The sequence below is a fragment of the Albidovulum salinarum genome (assembly GCF_025673475.1).
GTDB classification, from domain to species: Bacteria; Pseudomonadota; Alphaproteobacteria; order Rhodobacterales; family Rhodobacteraceae; genus Albidovulum; species Albidovulum salinarum.
On sequence record NZ_JAOVQO010000021.1, the window covers coordinates 56,085 to 70,700 of the forward strand.

14 protein-coding genes and 3 pseudogenes are annotated in these 14,616 nt (G+C 60.7%); 8 read left to right on the forward strand and 9 right to left on the reverse strand.

Features of this window, described 5'->3' with window-relative positions; genetic code table 11:
• Positions 1-140: 140 nt before the first annotated feature.
• Positions 141-1,007 (reverse strand): LysR family transcriptional regulator, encoded by an 867-nt coding sequence (locus tag OEZ60_RS19080; protein WP_263339708.1) that lies wholly within the window; start codon positions 1,005-1,007, stop codon positions 141-143.
• A 400-nt stretch (positions 1,008-1,407) separates the two neighbouring features.
• On the opposite strand from OEZ60_RS19080, the gene OEZ60_RS19085 reads away from it, so the two are divergent.
• Positions 1,408-1,824, forward strand: a complete 417-nt coding sequence (locus OEZ60_RS19085; RefSeq protein WP_263339710.1) for a hypothetical protein — start codon at positions 1,408-1,410, stop codon at positions 1,822-1,824.
• Between the two features lie 62 nt (positions 1,825-1,886).
• A complete protein-coding gene (locus tag OEZ60_RS19090) occupies positions 1,887-2,543 on the forward strand; it encodes a winged helix-turn-helix domain-containing protein (RefSeq protein WP_263339712.1) in 657 nt (218 codons plus the stop codon).
• Positions 2,544-2,652: 109 nt separating this feature from the next.
• Here OEZ60_RS19090 and OEZ60_RS19095 read toward each other — a convergent pair.
• From OEZ60_RS19095 to OEZ60_RS19105, 3 genes are all read right to left on the reverse strand, one after another.
• A protein-coding gene (locus OEZ60_RS19095) for an IS5 family transposase (RefSeq protein ID WP_263339713.1) occupies positions 2,653-3,410 on the reverse strand; the annotation gives its coding sequence in 2 pieces (ribosomal slippage) (positions 2,653-3,074 and positions 3,074-3,410; 759 coding nt in all).
• Positions 3,411-3,489: 79 nt separating this feature from the next.
• Positions 3,490-5,016 carry a winged helix-turn-helix domain-containing tetratricopeptide repeat protein gene (locus OEZ60_RS19100; RefSeq protein ID WP_263339715.1) on the reverse strand — a complete coding sequence of 509 codons (1,527 nt, stop codon included), beginning with the start codon at positions 5,014-5,016 and terminating at the stop codon, positions 3,490-3,492.
• 154 nt (positions 5,017-5,170) lie between these two features.
• A complete protein-coding gene (locus tag OEZ60_RS19105; RefSeq protein ID WP_263339717.1) occupies positions 5,171-6,004 on the reverse strand; it encodes a GFA family protein in 834 nt (277 codons plus the stop codon).
• Between the two features lie 136 nt (positions 6,005-6,140).
• Here OEZ60_RS19105 and OEZ60_RS19110 point away from each other — a divergent pair, with 136 nt between their 5' ends.
• From OEZ60_RS19110 to OEZ60_RS19130, 5 genes and pseudogenes are all read left to right on the forward strand, one after another.
• Entirely contained in the window at positions 6,141-6,359 is a 219-nt protein-coding gene (locus OEZ60_RS19110) for a hypothetical protein (RefSeq protein WP_263339718.1), read from the forward strand.
• Between the two features lie 73 nt (positions 6,360-6,432).
• Positions 6,433-7,113 (forward strand): GNAT family N-acetyltransferase, encoded by a 681-nt coding sequence (locus OEZ60_RS19115; RefSeq protein ID WP_263339720.1) that lies wholly within the window; start codon positions 6,433-6,435, stop codon positions 7,111-7,113.
• Complete coding sequence (locus OEZ60_RS19120; RefSeq protein WP_263339722.1) at positions 7,110-7,604, forward strand: peptide-methionine (S)-S-oxide reductase MsrA; 495 nt, start codon at positions 7,110-7,112, stop codon at positions 7,602-7,604. Before OEZ60_RS19115 ends, OEZ60_RS19120 begins: the two co-directional genes overlap by 4 nt.
• A 57-nt stretch (positions 7,605-7,661) precedes the next feature.
• Positions 7,662-7,871: pseudogene (locus tag OEZ60_RS19125) on the forward strand (helix-turn-helix domain-containing protein); the annotation flags it as partial.
• Between the two features lie 123 nt (positions 7,872-7,994).
• A pseudogene (locus OEZ60_RS19130) lies at positions 7,995-8,659 on the forward strand (transposase).
• Positions 8,660-8,839: 180 nt separating this feature from the next.
• Here OEZ60_RS19130 and OEZ60_RS19135 read toward each other — a convergent pair.
• The 3 genes from OEZ60_RS19135 to OEZ60_RS19145 all read right to left on the reverse strand — a co-directional run bounded on the left by OEZ60_RS19135 (position 8,840) and on the right by OEZ60_RS19145 (position 11,545).
• The gene (locus OEZ60_RS19135) at positions 8,840-10,234 is read right to left on the reverse strand and encodes a metal-dependent hydrolase family protein (RefSeq protein ID WP_263339725.1); all 1,395 of its coding nucleotides are present in this window, start codon (positions 10,232-10,234) and stop codon (positions 8,840-8,842) included.
• A gap of 89 nt (positions 10,235-10,323) precedes the next feature.
• Positions 10,324-11,208 carry a hypothetical protein gene (locus OEZ60_RS19140; RefSeq protein ID WP_263339728.1) on the reverse strand — a complete coding sequence of 295 codons (885 nt, stop codon included), beginning with the start codon at positions 11,206-11,208 and terminating at the stop codon, positions 10,324-10,326.
• Positions 11,209-11,236: 28 nt separating this feature from the next.
• Positions 11,237-11,545 (reverse strand): hypothetical protein, encoded by a 309-nt coding sequence (locus OEZ60_RS19145; RefSeq protein WP_263339731.1) that lies wholly within the window; start codon positions 11,543-11,545, stop codon positions 11,237-11,239.
• A 151-nt stretch (positions 11,546-11,696) separates the two neighbouring features.
• On the opposite strand from OEZ60_RS19145, the gene OEZ60_RS19150 reads away from it, so the two are divergent.
• Positions 11,697-13,454: a hypothetical protein gene (locus OEZ60_RS19150; protein WP_263339732.1), complete on the forward strand. Its 1,758-nt coding sequence runs from the start codon at positions 11,697-11,699 to the stop codon at positions 13,452-13,454.
• 190 nt (positions 13,455-13,644) lie between these two features.
• Here the strand turns inward: OEZ60_RS19150 and OEZ60_RS19155 are convergent.
• Positions 13,645-13,974: pseudogene (locus tag OEZ60_RS19155) on the reverse strand (IS91 family transposase); the annotation flags it as partial.
• A 150-nt stretch (positions 13,975-14,124) separates the two neighbouring features.
• Positions 14,125-14,616, reverse strand: a 492-nt coding sequence (locus OEZ60_RS19160; RefSeq protein ID WP_263339735.1) for an IS5 family transposase, incomplete at its 5' end; no start/stop codon positions are given.

Sequence of the window (14,616 nt, forward strand, 5' to 3'; positions counted from 1 at the left end):
CCGATGGACAAAAGACCTAAGATCGCCATGTTTCAGGCGAATTGCGTGGCGTGTTTCAATGGTTTCGGGTGTGGACGATTGCGCCGAAGCTACCTAGGTCACACGGGTGCAGGCCCGCGTCGCCGCGGGCCAGCGCGTTGCTACTTTCCCGCTGCGTCGGCGCTCTGCCGCGCGAAGAAGTCGAGATAGTGTTTCCCCAGCCGGTCGATGACGGGCGAGCGCTTCGCATAGGACCGCTCTAGCCGGATGTTCAGATGTTTCATCACCGGAAAACCGTCCTCCTCCAGATAGGCGCGCTCGCCCTCAACCATGCTGCCCTCGACCAGGACGGCGACGCAGAGATTGGCGGTGACGGCCTGGTGCTGGGCGTGGACGCTGCGGCACATGCAGACTGGTCGATAGTGCCGGCCCATGGCTTCAAGCGCCGCGACGAGCGGCAGTTCGTCCTGGTTGCGCTCATCCCAGACAGCGACCGGCAGCGGATCGACCTTGCTCAAATTGATCGCGGAAGGCCCGACCACCACAAGCCGGTCTGTGAAGGCCACGGGTCCGCGCGTCGGGCAGTTGCCCTCGGTCACGAAGGCCAGATCCACCGACCCGTTGGCGATCCGCCGGGAAAGATCGAGCGAACCGTCGATCACGATGCTTATCGTGCCCTGCGGCAGGAGGCTCCTGAACTCCGTCAGAACATCTTTGAGAATCCGGTTCACATAGGCATCCGCCACCCCAACGACGACGACCCCCTCGAAGGTCGTGCGCCGGAACATGGCCATTGCCTCGTCGTGCATATCCACGATCTCTCGCGCCGGACGCAGCAGCGACTTTCCATATTCCGTGAGGCTGACCGGCGTTGCCGTCCGGTCGACAAGTGGCTGTCCGAATGCGTCCTCGAGCCGCTTGACCTGCTGGCTTACCGCCGATTGGGTTCGACCGACAATCTCGGCTGCAGAGGTGAAGCCGCCGGAATCGGCGATGGCGAGGAACGTGCGGTAGAGCTCCAGGTCCATAAGCGTTCCTTATCGAATGCATACGAACAATTCGTTTGAAATTGACGCGCCGATCAACAAAAAATTGCCCACGTTCCGATCAGAAGCCAGTCACAGTGTAACAAGTCGAGCTCCCGAAATTACGGTCGGAGCGAAGCGACAGAACCAACAGAGGACGATCTGACCGAATACATAACACGAAAGAGCTTTTCAGCTCTAAGTAATTTCTTTGCTTATAACGTCATGAGTATGAATGATTTTCGGTGCCTATAGTTCCGGTGGCCCGCGAGATTTGAACTCCTGCCGATCCTAGTCGGCCGCGCCCCCGACCAATCCTGGATGCGGACCCGATCTGACCGTGGACGGCTACGCTCTCACCCGGCGGTCACGCTCGATGCGTGACCTGAAAAGAGGAAATGTCATGCTTAACGCAAATGCGACCACCGCATTTTCGCGGCGCGATACCGTGTACCTAGATTCTGGCCTGCCCCGGCCTTCGGTGGAGCGCGCGAACCGGTCTATCCTGCCGACGGGCGCGGCATCGGTCGGGCCTGTGGACGGAACAGCCGGCGTCCTCGCCGCCGCCTCCGCGACGGAGGATCTTCCCTCCACACGACAGAGCCGCATCGGATTCGCCGCCACGTGCGTCGACGCGATACAAGCCGCCGTCACGAGGTTCCTGGCCGCGAGGAAGGCTCGCGCCGGAACCCGGACCCGGCGGATCGCCGCCACCGAGATGACCCATCTGAGCAACCATATCCTCAGGGATATCGGGCTCGCCCAAGGTCGGACTGACATCGCTCCGTTCGACACCACCCTGCGCGGACCGCGCGTCTGATCACCGGAAACGCGGGAAGCGCCGCGATAACCCCGCTTCCGAACGATTGAGAGGAAAACAACATGGCTGCCGCTTCAGTGGCATGTGAACAGCCCAACGCCGGCCAGGCGCTGTCCGTTCAGATCGACGTCGAATCCTTCATCGCGCTCATTAGCCTGGTTGCCAAGCACGCCGAGCTGGCGCCGCTGCATGAACAGACCTCGAAGGCCCGAGCCTCGGCCAACGAACACCTGACGGCGTTGACGGGCGAAGCCGCCAGTGACCGGTCGCCTTTCCGCCCGGCGACGGCCTCGCAAGGAGGTGTCCGGCATGTACCCGAAGTGTCGCTGGTCAACATGCTGATCGACGCGCTCGCCCCGACAACCGGCAGCGGGGGTGCCGACATCGTTCCACTCAGATCACCCACGAATACGCGGATCTACCCCTTCGGCAAAACCTGGCTGAATGTCGAGGCCGCGAAGCTGGTCGATTCCGAGGGCAACGAAGTGCCGCTGACGGCGATGGAGTATCGGCTGCTCAAGCTCTTCGCCGAGAATCGCGGCCGGGTCCTGAACCGCGATCAGATCCTCGAAGGCGCGCACGACAGATCGTGGGATCCGTTCGACAGGTCGATCGACATCCGTATCTCGCGCATCCGCAAGAAGATCGAGCGCAACCCGCAGAGACCCGAGGCCATCCGCACGGTGCGCGGCATCGGGTACGTCTACGATCCCGCGTGATCCACTCATCTCAAGAAGCGATGCACCGAAGCGCATGGCGTTTACATGGTTTGGGTTAGATGGGGTATTCGGCTTGAGCCCCACCTCTAGGCTCCAGACTCATTGATTTTCAAAGCCAGAACATGACGGTTGCGGCGAGGGCGACGGCGGACAGGAAGACCTTTGGGCATCGATCGTAGCGGGTTGCAACGCGGCGCCAGTCTTTCAGACGACCGAACATGATCTCGATCCGGTTTCGCCGTTTGTAGCGGCGCTTGTCGTAGCGGACGGCTTTGCCTCGGGACTTCCGGCCGGGGATGCAGGGGCTTATCCCCTTGTCTTTCAACGCGTCCCGGAACCAATCGGCGTCGTAGCCCCGGTCTGCTATCAACCACTCGGCCGCGGGCAGGCTGCCCAGGAGTGCCGCAGCGCCGGTGTAGTCGCTGACCTGACCCGTGGTCATGAAGAACCGCAGCGGGCGGCCCTTCGCGTCCGTGACCGCATGCAGCTTGGTGTTCAGCCCTCCCTTCGTGCGCCCGATCAGACGCCCGCATCCCCTTTTTTCGCCCGCAGGCTCGAGGCCGTGCGATGCGCTTTCAGATAGGTTGCGTCGATCATGATGGTCGTCTGCTCGGCACCTTCGGAGGCCAGCCCCTCCATCATCCGGGCGAAGACGCCCATGTCACCCCACCGCTTCCACCGGTTGTAAAGCGTCTTCGGCGGTCCATACTCTCTTGGCGCGTCACACCACCTCAAACCATTGCGATTGATGAAGATAATTCCACTCAGGACGCGCCGGTCGTCCACACGCGGCTTGCCATGGCTCTTGGGGAAGAAGGGCTGAAGACGCGCCATCTGCTCGTCCGTCAGCCAGAAAAGGTTGCTCATGCTCAGGTCTCCTTGCGGAGCCTGAATCACGCCGAAAGTCGGAAATCAATGGGTCTGGAGCCTACGGCCGATGACAAGTTCATTGCCCGTTGTCGACGCACCTTAGAACCGAGCGGAATAGGCTACAGACTGCCGGGTCCTCGAAGTAGTCCATTTCATGATCGACGATCTCATCGATGCTTTCCTCAGGCCAATTTGTCTTGAGCTTTGCCAGCGTGTCTTTTGCAAGCACAGTCTCGCCCAGCTTGGCATAGCAGACAGTAAGATAGGCAAGCGACCACGGTGTGAGGCTGTCCAGTTTCTCGTAGCAGGCAACCGCGTCGCGATACCTTCCGGCCGTCGTCAATTCGAGTCCACGAAAATCCCCGTACCATTCCACGGCGAACGGGTCGCGGCGTTGGGCATCGTCCAGTTTGCCAAGCGCCTCGTCCGACCTGCCCGTGAAATTAAGCAGAAGTGCATGAACGGTTAGGATGAAGGGGTCGTTTGGGTTCAATGACACGGCGCGGTCCAGACTGGCTTCGGCCTGCCTGAAGCGATGAAGGTACACAAGAGCAAAGCCCGCGGCGAGGTGACCGTAGGCCTCGTCCGGGTCGAGTTGCAGGGCGGTTCGTGCGATCGTCAATCCTGACTGCAGGTCGTCCTGCTTCGTATTCCAGAAGAACTTGAGCGTTTCGACAAAGCCGAGCATGGCGTAGGCTACAGCGAACTTCGGATCGAGTTCGATTGCCTGGCGCAGAACGGGTTCGGCCTTGCAGACCGAGTCATAGTCATAGTTGGCCGACAGTTGCAGCGCCCGCAGGTAACATTCGTAGGCAGACATATTGTCGGTCGGGCGAGCCCTGGCGCGCGACGCAATCGCGGTTCGGGCCTGCCGGGCTAGGCGAGTCGCGATCATCTGGGTGATTTCGTCCTGGATGGCGAAGATGTCGGTCAGGTCGCGGTCGTAGTGCTCGCCCCAGACATGGATCGACCGCGCCGCATCAATCAGCTGTACTGACACCCGCACCCGGTTGCCGGTCTTTCGCACGCTGCCCTCAACGACATATTGAACGCCAAGCGTTTTCGCCACGTCGGTCACGTCGCGCACCGCCCCACGGAACTGGAAGGAGGAGTTCCGCGCGATGACGAGGAATTCCTTGAACCTGCCAAGCTCCGCGATGATGTCTTCGGTGATCCCGTCGCTGAAATAGGATTGCTCCGGATCGCCGCTCATGTTGTCGAAGGGCAGGACCGCGATTGAGGGCTTGGGCTGCGACGCCGCCCCGCCTTCAGCCGAACCGTTCGGAAACTGGTCGTCGGTGGCTTCAACCGCCACGGGTCTTGGCCCTGAGTATTTGTAACCCCTTCCGTGCACGGTCGCGATCATGCCGTCGTCGAGTGCCTTTCGGAGTGCCGACATATGAACCTGAAGCGTGTTTTCCTCGACCATCAGGCCCGGCCAGACGGCATCGAGAAGGGTGGACTTGCCAACGACCTCGTCGGGCGTGTCGAGCAGCAGGGCGAGGATGTCGAACGCGCGCGCCGAAAGCACGACCGGTCCTTCCGGCCCGACGAGTTGCCGTGCCGCAAGCTTCAATCGGTACGGCCCGAATTGCCGGTCCATCGCGCGCGTCCCCTCCCGACCGAACGATAGCTGAAACGCGTTCGAAAGCGAACATCGGGAACGTCTGGCGCAAACGGAAACTTTGACGGGCACGCCCTTGGCCGCGAGCCGACGCAAAGCCTCATCGAAAGCGCATGTCAATAAAACGTGGCACCTAGGGGACAGGCAAACCAAACGCAGCCCATGCCTCGACAACATCCGGCGAGTCTTGACATCGCACCCGCTTGCTGCCGACCTGCAGGTCGAGCCAGGGCATCTGGCTTTCGATCCCAAGTTGCCAGAGCGGGACGATTGAAAACGGATTGTCGAGAGATCCGGTATCAATCAGGATCCATCCATCCCACTCCGGAGTGACCGGCGGAAACGAGGGCCTGAAGGCCAAGCTTGAGCCGCAGGTGGCGCAGAAACCGCGTTCAGCGAACGGGGAGGATTTGAAATACTTGGGCTGCCCCTTGGTGAATGTGACGGACGCGGATGGGTATACGGACCCTATCGAGAACGCCGAACCGCTGAACCTCTGACACATGCGGCAATGGCAGATTACGGTATCGAGCGCGGGCGCCGTTATCCGGCAGCGGATTTCTCCACAAAAACAGCCGCCGGTGACCGGAGGCTTCGTCCTCCCGGCAAAATTGAACATCGGGTGCGGCTTTTCGTGGTCGGCCGGTTCTAAGGCGTCCTGTTCCGGGGGGATTGCGACCGGCCTTGGACCGGTGAACTTGTAGCCATGCCCATGCACAGTCATGATCATTCCAGCTCCAAGCGCCTTTCGCAGCGCCGACATGTGCACCTGGAGCGTGTTGTCCTCGACCACAATGCCCGGCCAGACCGCTTCGAGAATCTCGGCCTTGCGGATCACATCATCCGGTCTGCGAAGCAGCAGGGCGAGGATGTCGAAACCTCGCGCCGAAAGCTCAACGGGTCCTTCCGGACCAGTGAGCTGCCGTTCCGCGAGCTTCAGTCGGTATTGCCCGAAATGCAGGTCCATCGCGCGTACCCTCCACGGATCGGAAGATAGCCGAATATCTGGCGAATGCGAACTTCAGGAACGATCAGGTTTCTTCAGCCCGCCGCCAAGGACCTGTGCACCGCGCCCTGTCATTCTGATCTCATAGGAGGACGCCATGACCGACATCATCACCACCGCCCCGATCACCACCCGCCGCATCAGCATCCCGCACCTGCGGATCCCGCATCTCGGCTTCGCCGCGGCCCTGGAAACCCTCTTCGCAGGCCTGAGCGACGCTTACAGCTCGGTCTATGCGGCGCCGTTCAGCGGTCACCGGCTCCGGCCGCCGGTCGTCAGCGACGAGGATCTCGAAGGCCGCGACCCGTCCTGGTGACAGGACCTTCCGGCAGGCTTGCCACGCGCCGTGCCGCCGCTCGACGCCATGTCAACATGCACCGGAGGACGCCATGAACCATCTGTCTACATCCCCTGCCCTGCATCGAGACCAGGCGCTCCGGATTCGCGCCGTTCCGAGTGCGGAGCGGGCCCGGTTCGAAGCGGCGATGGCAATGGCCTTCAGCGCCGATCCCGCGGCGCGCTGGGCCTGGCCCGACCCGCTTCAGTTCCTGACGGTATTCCTGCCGCTGGTCACGCTGTTCGGCGGCAAGTCCTTTGACCATGGCTCCGCCTTCGTCGTCGGGGACTACCTCGGCGTTGCACAATGGTTGCCGCCCGGGGTTCTTCCCGACGACGGGCCGATCGGCGCACTCTTCGAGCAGCACATGTCCGGGCCGAAGCTCGGCGAGTTGCTGTTTCTTTTCGAACAGATGGCCGGATTTCATCCGCGGGAGCCGCACTGGTACATCCCGCTGATCGGGGTCGACCCGGCGTTGCAAGGGCGAGGGTACGGATCTAGATTGATGCGGCACGGGCTCGCGGCCTGCGATCGCGATCGGCAGTTGGTCTATCTGGAGGCAACCAGCCTCAACAACCGGCAGTTCTATGAGCGTCATGGCTTCCGGGTGCTGGGCGAGATCCGATCGGGCGATTCACCGCCGATGTTCCCGATGCAGCGCGAGCCCCGGTTACGCGCCCCCGCGCAAGTCTCTGGTCTTTTGGATGATTTCGAAGGGAGGAGCACGATATGAGCAAAGACAACGAACGCGCCGTCCTCGCGGGGGGCTGCTCCTGGATCATGCAGCAGTTGCTTCGCCACCGTGACGGGGTCATCTCCACGCGCGTGGGCTGGATGGGCGGAGAAGGCGACAACCCCACCGAGTTGACCAACGGCGGTCACGCGGAGGTGGTCGAGGTCATCTACGATCCGGATCGCCTGTCCTACCGGGAGTTGCTCGAATATTTCTTCATCGTCCACCGGCCCGACCTCGGCTCAGACGTCGTAGCGACCATCTACCGTTCGGAGATCTTCCACACGAGCGAGGCGCAGCGGGTGATCGCCGAGGAAACCATCTGCGACGTCGACGCATCCGGCCACTGGCCCGGCAAGGTGGTGACCCGCGTGACCCAAGCCGGCCGTTTCCTAGTGGACCCACCCAAGGACCAGGACTACCTCCAGCGCTTTCCGGTCGGTTGTCCGGCGCCCTTCCCACGGCAGAGTGAAGCGGGTGGGGTCTCCTAGGTGTTTGATCCCACGGTTTGATGGTGCGATCCATTCGCTGGAATGGAAGGAAGCACTATGGGACAAGTTCGTCACGGCTGCGCCACGACCAGGCACGCTATCCGAGCAGCAATACAGCGATCGCAAGCTTCGACCGCGGCGTTGAGCCGAGAACTCGGGATCAATCCGAAGACCGTCGCAAAATGGCGCAAGCGCGAGACCGTCGAGGATCGTAAGACCGGACCAAAGGAACCGCGCTCCAGCGTTCTCAGCGAGGAGGAGGAAGCGATGCCCTTGTTGCGGGCCGCCGCGCAGCCATAGCGGGTCTTGCCGACGAGGGTGTAACTGGGCAGTGTTGCATAAATCCCGAGAGGGATTCATCTCGTGAATCCAGCGTGGTGGGTGGGTGGCATGAGCAGACCGACACCCGCGATCTACAAGACTTCGAACTGGCCAGCCTATAACGAAGCGCTCAAGCGCCGTGGGTCGCTGACGATCTGGTTCGACCCCGCGATGAACTGGGATGCCGTGCCGAACGGCAAGCGCGGCCGACAGCAGACCTGCAGCGACGCCGCCATCCAAACCTGCCTGACGATGAAGGTGCTGTTCGGCATGGCGCTCAGACCGACGACCGGCTTCGTCGAGAGCCTGCTGCGCCTGGTCGGCCTGGACTGGGCTGTGCCAGACTTCAGCACGCTATCCCGGCGTCAGAAAACCTTGGCGGTGAACATCCCCTACCGCGGCTCCAAGGGCCCGCTCCATCTGCTGATCGACATCGAGCCGGTGAGCGCCACCGGTTCGAGCGAACCGGCGTCGTCGATCCGGTCTCGGTCAATCTCCATGCCGCGAGCCTATCACAGATCATCGCGGCCACTGCGGCCCAATCCGGCCGGTTACGATGGAGCGGCTATCCTCGCCGGAGCCGCGTCGAAACGAAGATGCATTGTCTGAAGCTTCTGGGCCAACGGCTCATGGCGCGGGATTTCGACCGCCAGGTCGCTGGGCTACAGGTCCGCATCGCCGTCCTGAATGACTACACCGCTCTCGGCATACCCGTCACAAAGGTCGCAGGATAAGTCCGTTCAGGGATAGGGGAAGCTCGGCCATCCGTTGATTTGCGCAACACAGCCATGCCGATCATCCCAAGATGGGGGTCAATGTTGCATGCCGATCCACACATCAGCGCATTTTCGCTCCGGCGACCGAAGTCGCCGAAACGTTCCGACGATGTTTGAGCCTTTCCCAAGAAGCAGGCGCTACTCCATATCGTACTTGTAGATGATGCCATCCTTCATGATCATGCCGAAGTTCGCCTTCGCATCGCTGATCAGGTCGAGGTTTTCCAGCGGGTTGCCGTTCACGAGGATCATGTCTGCATAGGCACCTTCCTCGATGACACCCAGCGGGCCGAGCGGATACGGCGTTAGCAGTCCCGACATCTTCAGCAATTCGGCGTTGTCGCAGGTGGCCATCTTCAGCGTTTCGTAGGGAGTGAACCAGCGCTGCATCTTGGCAAGCACGGCGCCCTGCCGTTTTGCGAGGTCCGCACTGAACAGCGTATCGGTGCCGAAGGCGATCTTGAGGCCCAGTTCCTTGGCAGTGCGATAGACAAAATCGGTTCCGTCGGTGACGAATTTGTATTTCGACTTCTGGAACTCGTTGAGGGCCGGTGCGTCTTCGTCATCAAGGAAGGGCTGCATGCTGAGCCACACGTCGTTGTCCTTGAACATCTGCAATGTTTCGCGCGTGGCCATATGCGCGTGCTCGACGCTTTTTGCCCCGTTTTCAATGGAGTGGACAACGGCTTCATCGTTGATCGCGTGGGTAGTCACATAGGTGCCCCAGGCTTCCGTCGCCTCGACAGCGGCCTTGAACTCCTCGTCGGTGAACTGGATGGTGTGGATCGGATCATAAGCCGAGGTGACACCGCCGCCGGCCATCAGCTTGATCTGCGTGGCCCCCTGCATGAGGTTTTCGCGCGTGCGTTTGAGCACATCCGCCACACCGTCGGTAATGTAGAACATGTTGCCGCGCTCGAAGGAGTGCAACTCGCCGGCGCCCTGCGGCACTTCCCGCGTCAGGCGGAAATCCTGATGACCTGCGGTGATCGACAGCGCCGGACCCGAGGGAAACACTCGCGGCCCGTCAATCAGACCCTGATCAGTCGCCTTGGCAATGTCGAACATCGGCCCGGCGGTATCGCGCACGGTGGTGAAGCCGCGTGACAGCGCGTTGTTCTGGGCCTTGGCGGCCAGCAGGTTCCAGTAGCCCTCGCCGGTCAGGGCCAGTTGCGCGATCGTCGCTTCGGCGAAGATGCCGTGCCAATGCGCGTCGATAAGACCGGGGATCAGCGTATAACCTTCTGCGTTTATCTCGAAGGCTCCCTCGGGCGCCTCGACATTGGCGTCGATGGTCGAAATCAACTGTCCGCTGACCAGAACATCGACATCCGCAAGCCCTTCATCGCAGCCGTTGAAGACCTGCGCGCCGCGGATAACCACGTTGTCGAACTTCATTTTGACATTGGTCGTCTCGATCTCTCCGACGACGCCCGCAGGAACGACGGCATGGTTCGAGTCGTGGGCGATTGCGCCAACCGGCGAAGCAGCGATTGTGGTGCAGAGAAGGAATGTTAGGGGACGGTTCTTCATGTTCAATTTCCTGTAAAGGTAGGAGTTGTGATGTCGACAGTATGCCTGTCGGGCTTATGTTGGGGCCGTATCAATGGGCGATGGCAGCGTCAAAAGTTGAGCACCTTGAAGCCGACCTGAATAGACCAGTCAGCTGGAGCGTCGCCGCCGAAAAGCACACCGGGCTTGATGAAGATCTGGCTGTCGCCGCCAAAGAGCGGCCCCGTCAGCATGCCTGCAGTCACCTGAAGACTACCGAAGGTGTCATCGGTCTCCCAATCGTGGATCACGGCGGGGTCGAAGGTAAGGTAGTATTTCGGGTTCGCCAGCTTCGGAACGTAGTAGAAATCGACCGTCGTGACGTTGAGGTTCTCGCCGTTGGCGTTTCCACCTTCCAGGCCGAAGGTCTGGACCCACGCGGGGGCGAAGATCGATCCGTTGTCGAGAAACCAGGCGTAAAAGACGGACGTTTCCAGGGCGAACTGGCCGTAGCCGGCGAAATCGGTTTCGGCCGTATCGAGGAAGAATTCGAGTGTGTACGCCGCTCCGTTGCTCTTGGTGAGGTGGAAGACGTCTATGTAGGTCAGGCTGATGTCGCCTAGTGCGAATTCGGACCCGATGTCGGGGTTCTGGGCATACGCCAGGGCCGCATCGCCAAGCCTAGGATGTGAATTGAACTCACTGTCGGAGAAGGGAATTGTGAGTCTGAATGCCTTGCTTCCATCGCCGAATGGCTGCAAGTAGAAGAGTTCGAGCAACCCGGTGTCCAGATCCGGGTTGATCTGGTTGAACTGGTACTGGATGCCGGCCTGCGTCGTCAGCAGCGTGGGATTGGTGCCGTTGTTGATCTCTTCGAGATCTCGCTGCAACTCAGGGAGGTTCGACCCATCCTGCGCGAGTGACGGTGGAGCAACGCAGACAACAGCCAGAAAAAGCGCGACGACAAAGCGAGAGCGGCCCTGCTCTTGCGACCGCGCCGCCGGCGGTTCGGCCATCTTGATGCTCCTGTGAAACATTCCCATTTTATCTGCCTTCGCTTTCTGTGCTGGTGTTATCGCTGGTGTCGTCGACGTCGTCACTCGACGCGCACCCTGTTCGAGTTGAGAGCTTTGACCAGAACTCTTTCTTCAATCCGTCCAGTATTTCTTCATATTCAACGGCGCGACAAGGTAGATCCTGCCAACGCGCGAGTGCTTCCTCGGCCAAGCCGATATCTTCGCAGATCGACATGAAGTCCGGGTCTTCCCGCGCGAGGCTGGCGATCTCCGAGCCCTGTTCGGGATCCTGTTCAACCAGCTTGCATAGAAAATCGTTCTTCGGCATCGGCTTCATGGCGTTAGTCCAACACCGAAAAGCCAACGTTTCAAACGTTGCTACATGTAACTTACGTTATGCATCTGTGCCGCACAGGTTGGGTGGCACAGCCTCTCTCGTGTGCTATGTCACCGATTGAAAGCCTTGCACAGGATCGGAGACGCTTGCCGTGCCGCGCCGCCAAACATCGAAGGTTCCGGAACTGACGGAAGAGAGCATCAGGCGTCAACTCGATCGGATACTTAGTTACAAAGAGCTTCAGGCGAGCGTCCGCCGCCGCGAGATGCTGACGTATGTTGTCGAAGAGTCTTTGGCCGGCCGCGACGATGAGATCAAGGCGACGACCATCGCGATGGCGGTCTTCGGGCGTGGGTCCGATTTCGACCAGCAGGCGGACCCGGTCGTACGTCTGGAAGCGCGCAAGCTCCGCCGAGATCTCGACAACTACTATGCGGAAAGCGGCAGGGACGATCCGATCCGCATCAGCATCCCAAAGGGGCGCTACATTCCGAGATTTACCGCGCAAGGTGTCATACAGCCCGATGAAAGCCCTCCGGCGTCGGAACCGGCAGACGCCGGCTATCGGACGTCGAGGTCGCAAACGTGGTTCAACGCGCGCAATGGCCTGATTGCGGTCGTTTGCATGGTGATCGTTGCCGCAGTTCTTGCATGGAACGCGCGACCGGACCGCAACTCGCCGTTACCCGCCGCAAGGGACGCAGAAACTGTCGCCATACTCATTGAAGATTTCGACGCCCGCACGGATGAGGAGGTTGTATCACTCGTCGCGGCAGGGCTGACCCATGAGATCGCCTCGGCCCTGATCAGGTTTCCGGATCTTGCCGTGCATATGGCACCCGACCAGGTCATAAGTGTCTCCGAGACCTCAACACCCCCAAGCAAATCTCCGACGACGGATTTTATGGTGACCGGCGACGTCTGGCGGGAGGACAGCGATCTTTTCGTTCGCGCCGAACTCATCAGGAGCAAAGATCTGGAGATCTTATGGAGCGAACGCTACGCTGGGGGTGCAGAGGGCCAGGGCATCACCGACATCCTGGACTCGATTTCATCGGAGATCGCCTCGGCAATCGGCCAGCAATACGGATATGCGATGCGCGATGTCCGCGCCCAACGACTGCCCCGTAGCAACGATCCGAGCCTGCGGGGCTTTGCCTGCGTTGCGAGCGCGCAGATTTACCGCCGGACGTATCACCGCGATGAGTATCAGGCGGTACGGGAGTGTCTTGAAGCCACCGTTGTCGAGAACCCCGATTATGTGCGGGCGTGGGCGATGCTTGCCTACCTGCGCAACGATGCGGCACGTTTCGGCCACGAGAACGTCCTCTCGAGGGAAGATGCATTCGAACTTGCGCGGCAAGCCGCTACCCGTGCGATCGACCTTGACCCTCTGGATACGGATGCGTTGCAAGCAATGTCGCATGTCGAGCAGTACGCGGGAGATATTGAGCGATCTATTGAATTTGCGCGCCGGGCAGTGGAAGTTAACCCCAACGATCCGGCCGCCCTTGCCAATCTTGCGATCCGTTATGGTATTGCTGGACGTTTTTCCGAGGGCGTACCGATAATGCATCGCGCGATAGACCGATCGATCGCGCCGCCGCCATTCTACTTTCATCTGCTGGCCGCAGATCACCTTATGAAGAAAGAGTGGCCGGCGATGCTCTCGGCCGCGGAACGAGCGTCCAGAGACGGTTGGTCGTTCGGCCAGGCGATGCTTGCAATTGCTTACACTAAACTGTCGAACGGACAAGCCGCTCTTGAGGCATTTGAACGAATGGCAGAACTCGATCCGCCGCTCGCTGAAGATCCGAGGGCGTGGCTTGAGGGGCACAATATGCCTCAAGTCCTCGTCGAAGCCGTCCTCGCGGGCCTTTCCGATGCGCGAGCCGCTTTTCCAGAGTAGCAGATGTAACCCCAACGCCCCAAATTCGCCCTTTCGGCGAAGCAATACGGTAATCCTCCCCATGGTTAATGGGATGCGAACGTAGAATTTTCTCGGCAGGATGAACGAGGAGATGCCGATGAAGAAGAGCCGTTTCACCGAAGCCCAGATCATGGGCGTGCTGCATCAGGCCGAAGGCGGGTTGCTGTCCGAGCAACTCTCGGATGCGTGCGATGGCGGTCTTGCGGGCGGCGCCGGCGCGCAGGCCGTAGTGGCGGATGCGGTGGAAGCCGTCGGGCAGAATGTGCATCAGGAAGCGGCGGATGAACTCGCCTGTGTCGAGCCGCATGAGTTTTTGCCGGTCGCCATGCCTGATGCGGTAGTCCTTCCAACGGAAGGTCACGCTATCGGTATCGGCGCTGATCAGGCGGCTGTTTGAGATCGCGACACGGTGGGTGTATCGGCTGAGATAGGCCAGCACCGCCTCCGGGCCGCCGAAGGGCGGTTTGGCGTAGACCACCCATTCGGCCTTTCGAAACGGGGTGTCCGCCGTCAGCGCCTGTGGGCCATTTTGACGTGATTGCGCAACGGAGGATTACTGGCTCATCGTAACCGCCAAGAAGTGGAGATGAGACAGGGCTCTGTTGCACAAATCGGCTGATGGCCGAGATTCCCCTATCCCCGGGCAGACTCATCCCTCGGCTTCAGTGACAGGTATGCCGAGCGCAGTGTAGCGGTTCAGGATGGCGATGCGGACGTGGAGTTCCGCAGCCTGGCGGTCAAAGTCCCGCGCCATGAGCCGCTGGCCCAGCAGTTTCACGCAGTGCATCTTCGTTTCGACGCGGCTCCGGCGGTGGTATCCGCTCCATCGTCGCCAGAGCGCGCGGCCGAGGTATTTCGAGGCGCGCAATGCTTCGTTTCTTGCGACCGCCCCGGCGGTGACAGTCTTCCACGGCTTGGCATTCTTCCGTGGTGGGATGACGGCCTGAGCGCCGCGGTCAGCAATCGCATCGTGGCACTTGCGGGTGTCGTAGGCACCGTCTGCGGTGACGCTACCGATCTCTTGGTCCGCCGGGATCTGGCCGAGCAGGTCAGGCAGCACCGGCGCATCGCCGACATGGCTCCCGGTGATCTCGACGGCACGAACCTCCAACGTCTGCTCGTTGATCCCGAGATGGATCTT

Coding starts and splice junctions, on each gene's coding strand:
- OEZ60_RS19080 (WP_263339708.1), bottom strand. CDS start 1,007: ATGGACCTGGAGCTCTACCGCACGTTCCTCGCCATCGCCGATTCCGGC.
- OEZ60_RS19085 (WP_263339710.1), top strand. CDS start 1,408: ATGCTTAACGCAAATGCGACCACCGCATTTTCGCGGCGCGATACCGTG.
- OEZ60_RS19145 (WP_263339731.1), bottom strand. CDS start 11,545: ATGAAGCCGATGCCGAAGAACGATTTTCTATGCAAGCTGGTTGAACAG.
- OEZ60_RS19140 (WP_263339728.1), bottom strand. CDS start 11,208: ATGGCCGAACCGCCGGCGGCGCGGTCGCAAGAGCAGGGCCGCTCTCGC.
- OEZ60_RS19100 (WP_263339715.1), bottom strand. CDS start 5,016: ATGGACCGGCAATTCGGGCCGTACCGATTGAAGCTTGCGGCACGGCAA.
- OEZ60_RS19090 (WP_263339712.1), top strand. CDS start 1,887: ATGGCTGCCGCTTCAGTGGCATGTGAACAGCCCAACGCCGGCCAGGCG.
- OEZ60_RS19115 (WP_263339720.1), top strand. CDS start 6,433: ATGAACCATCTGTCTACATCCCCTGCCCTGCATCGAGACCAGGCGCTC.
- OEZ60_RS19105 (WP_263339717.1), bottom strand. CDS start 6,004: ATGGACCTGCATTTCGGGCAATACCGACTGAAGCTCGCGGAACGGCAG.
- OEZ60_RS19135 (WP_263339725.1), bottom strand. CDS start 10,234: ATGAAGAACCGTCCCCTAACATTCCTTCTCTGCACCACAATCGCTGCT.
- OEZ60_RS19120 (WP_263339722.1), top strand. CDS start 7,110: ATGAGCAAAGACAACGAACGCGCCGTCCTCGCGGGGGGCTGCTCCTGG.
- OEZ60_RS19110 (WP_263339718.1), top strand. CDS start 6,141: ATGACCGACATCATCACCACCGCCCCGATCACCACCCGCCGCATCAGC.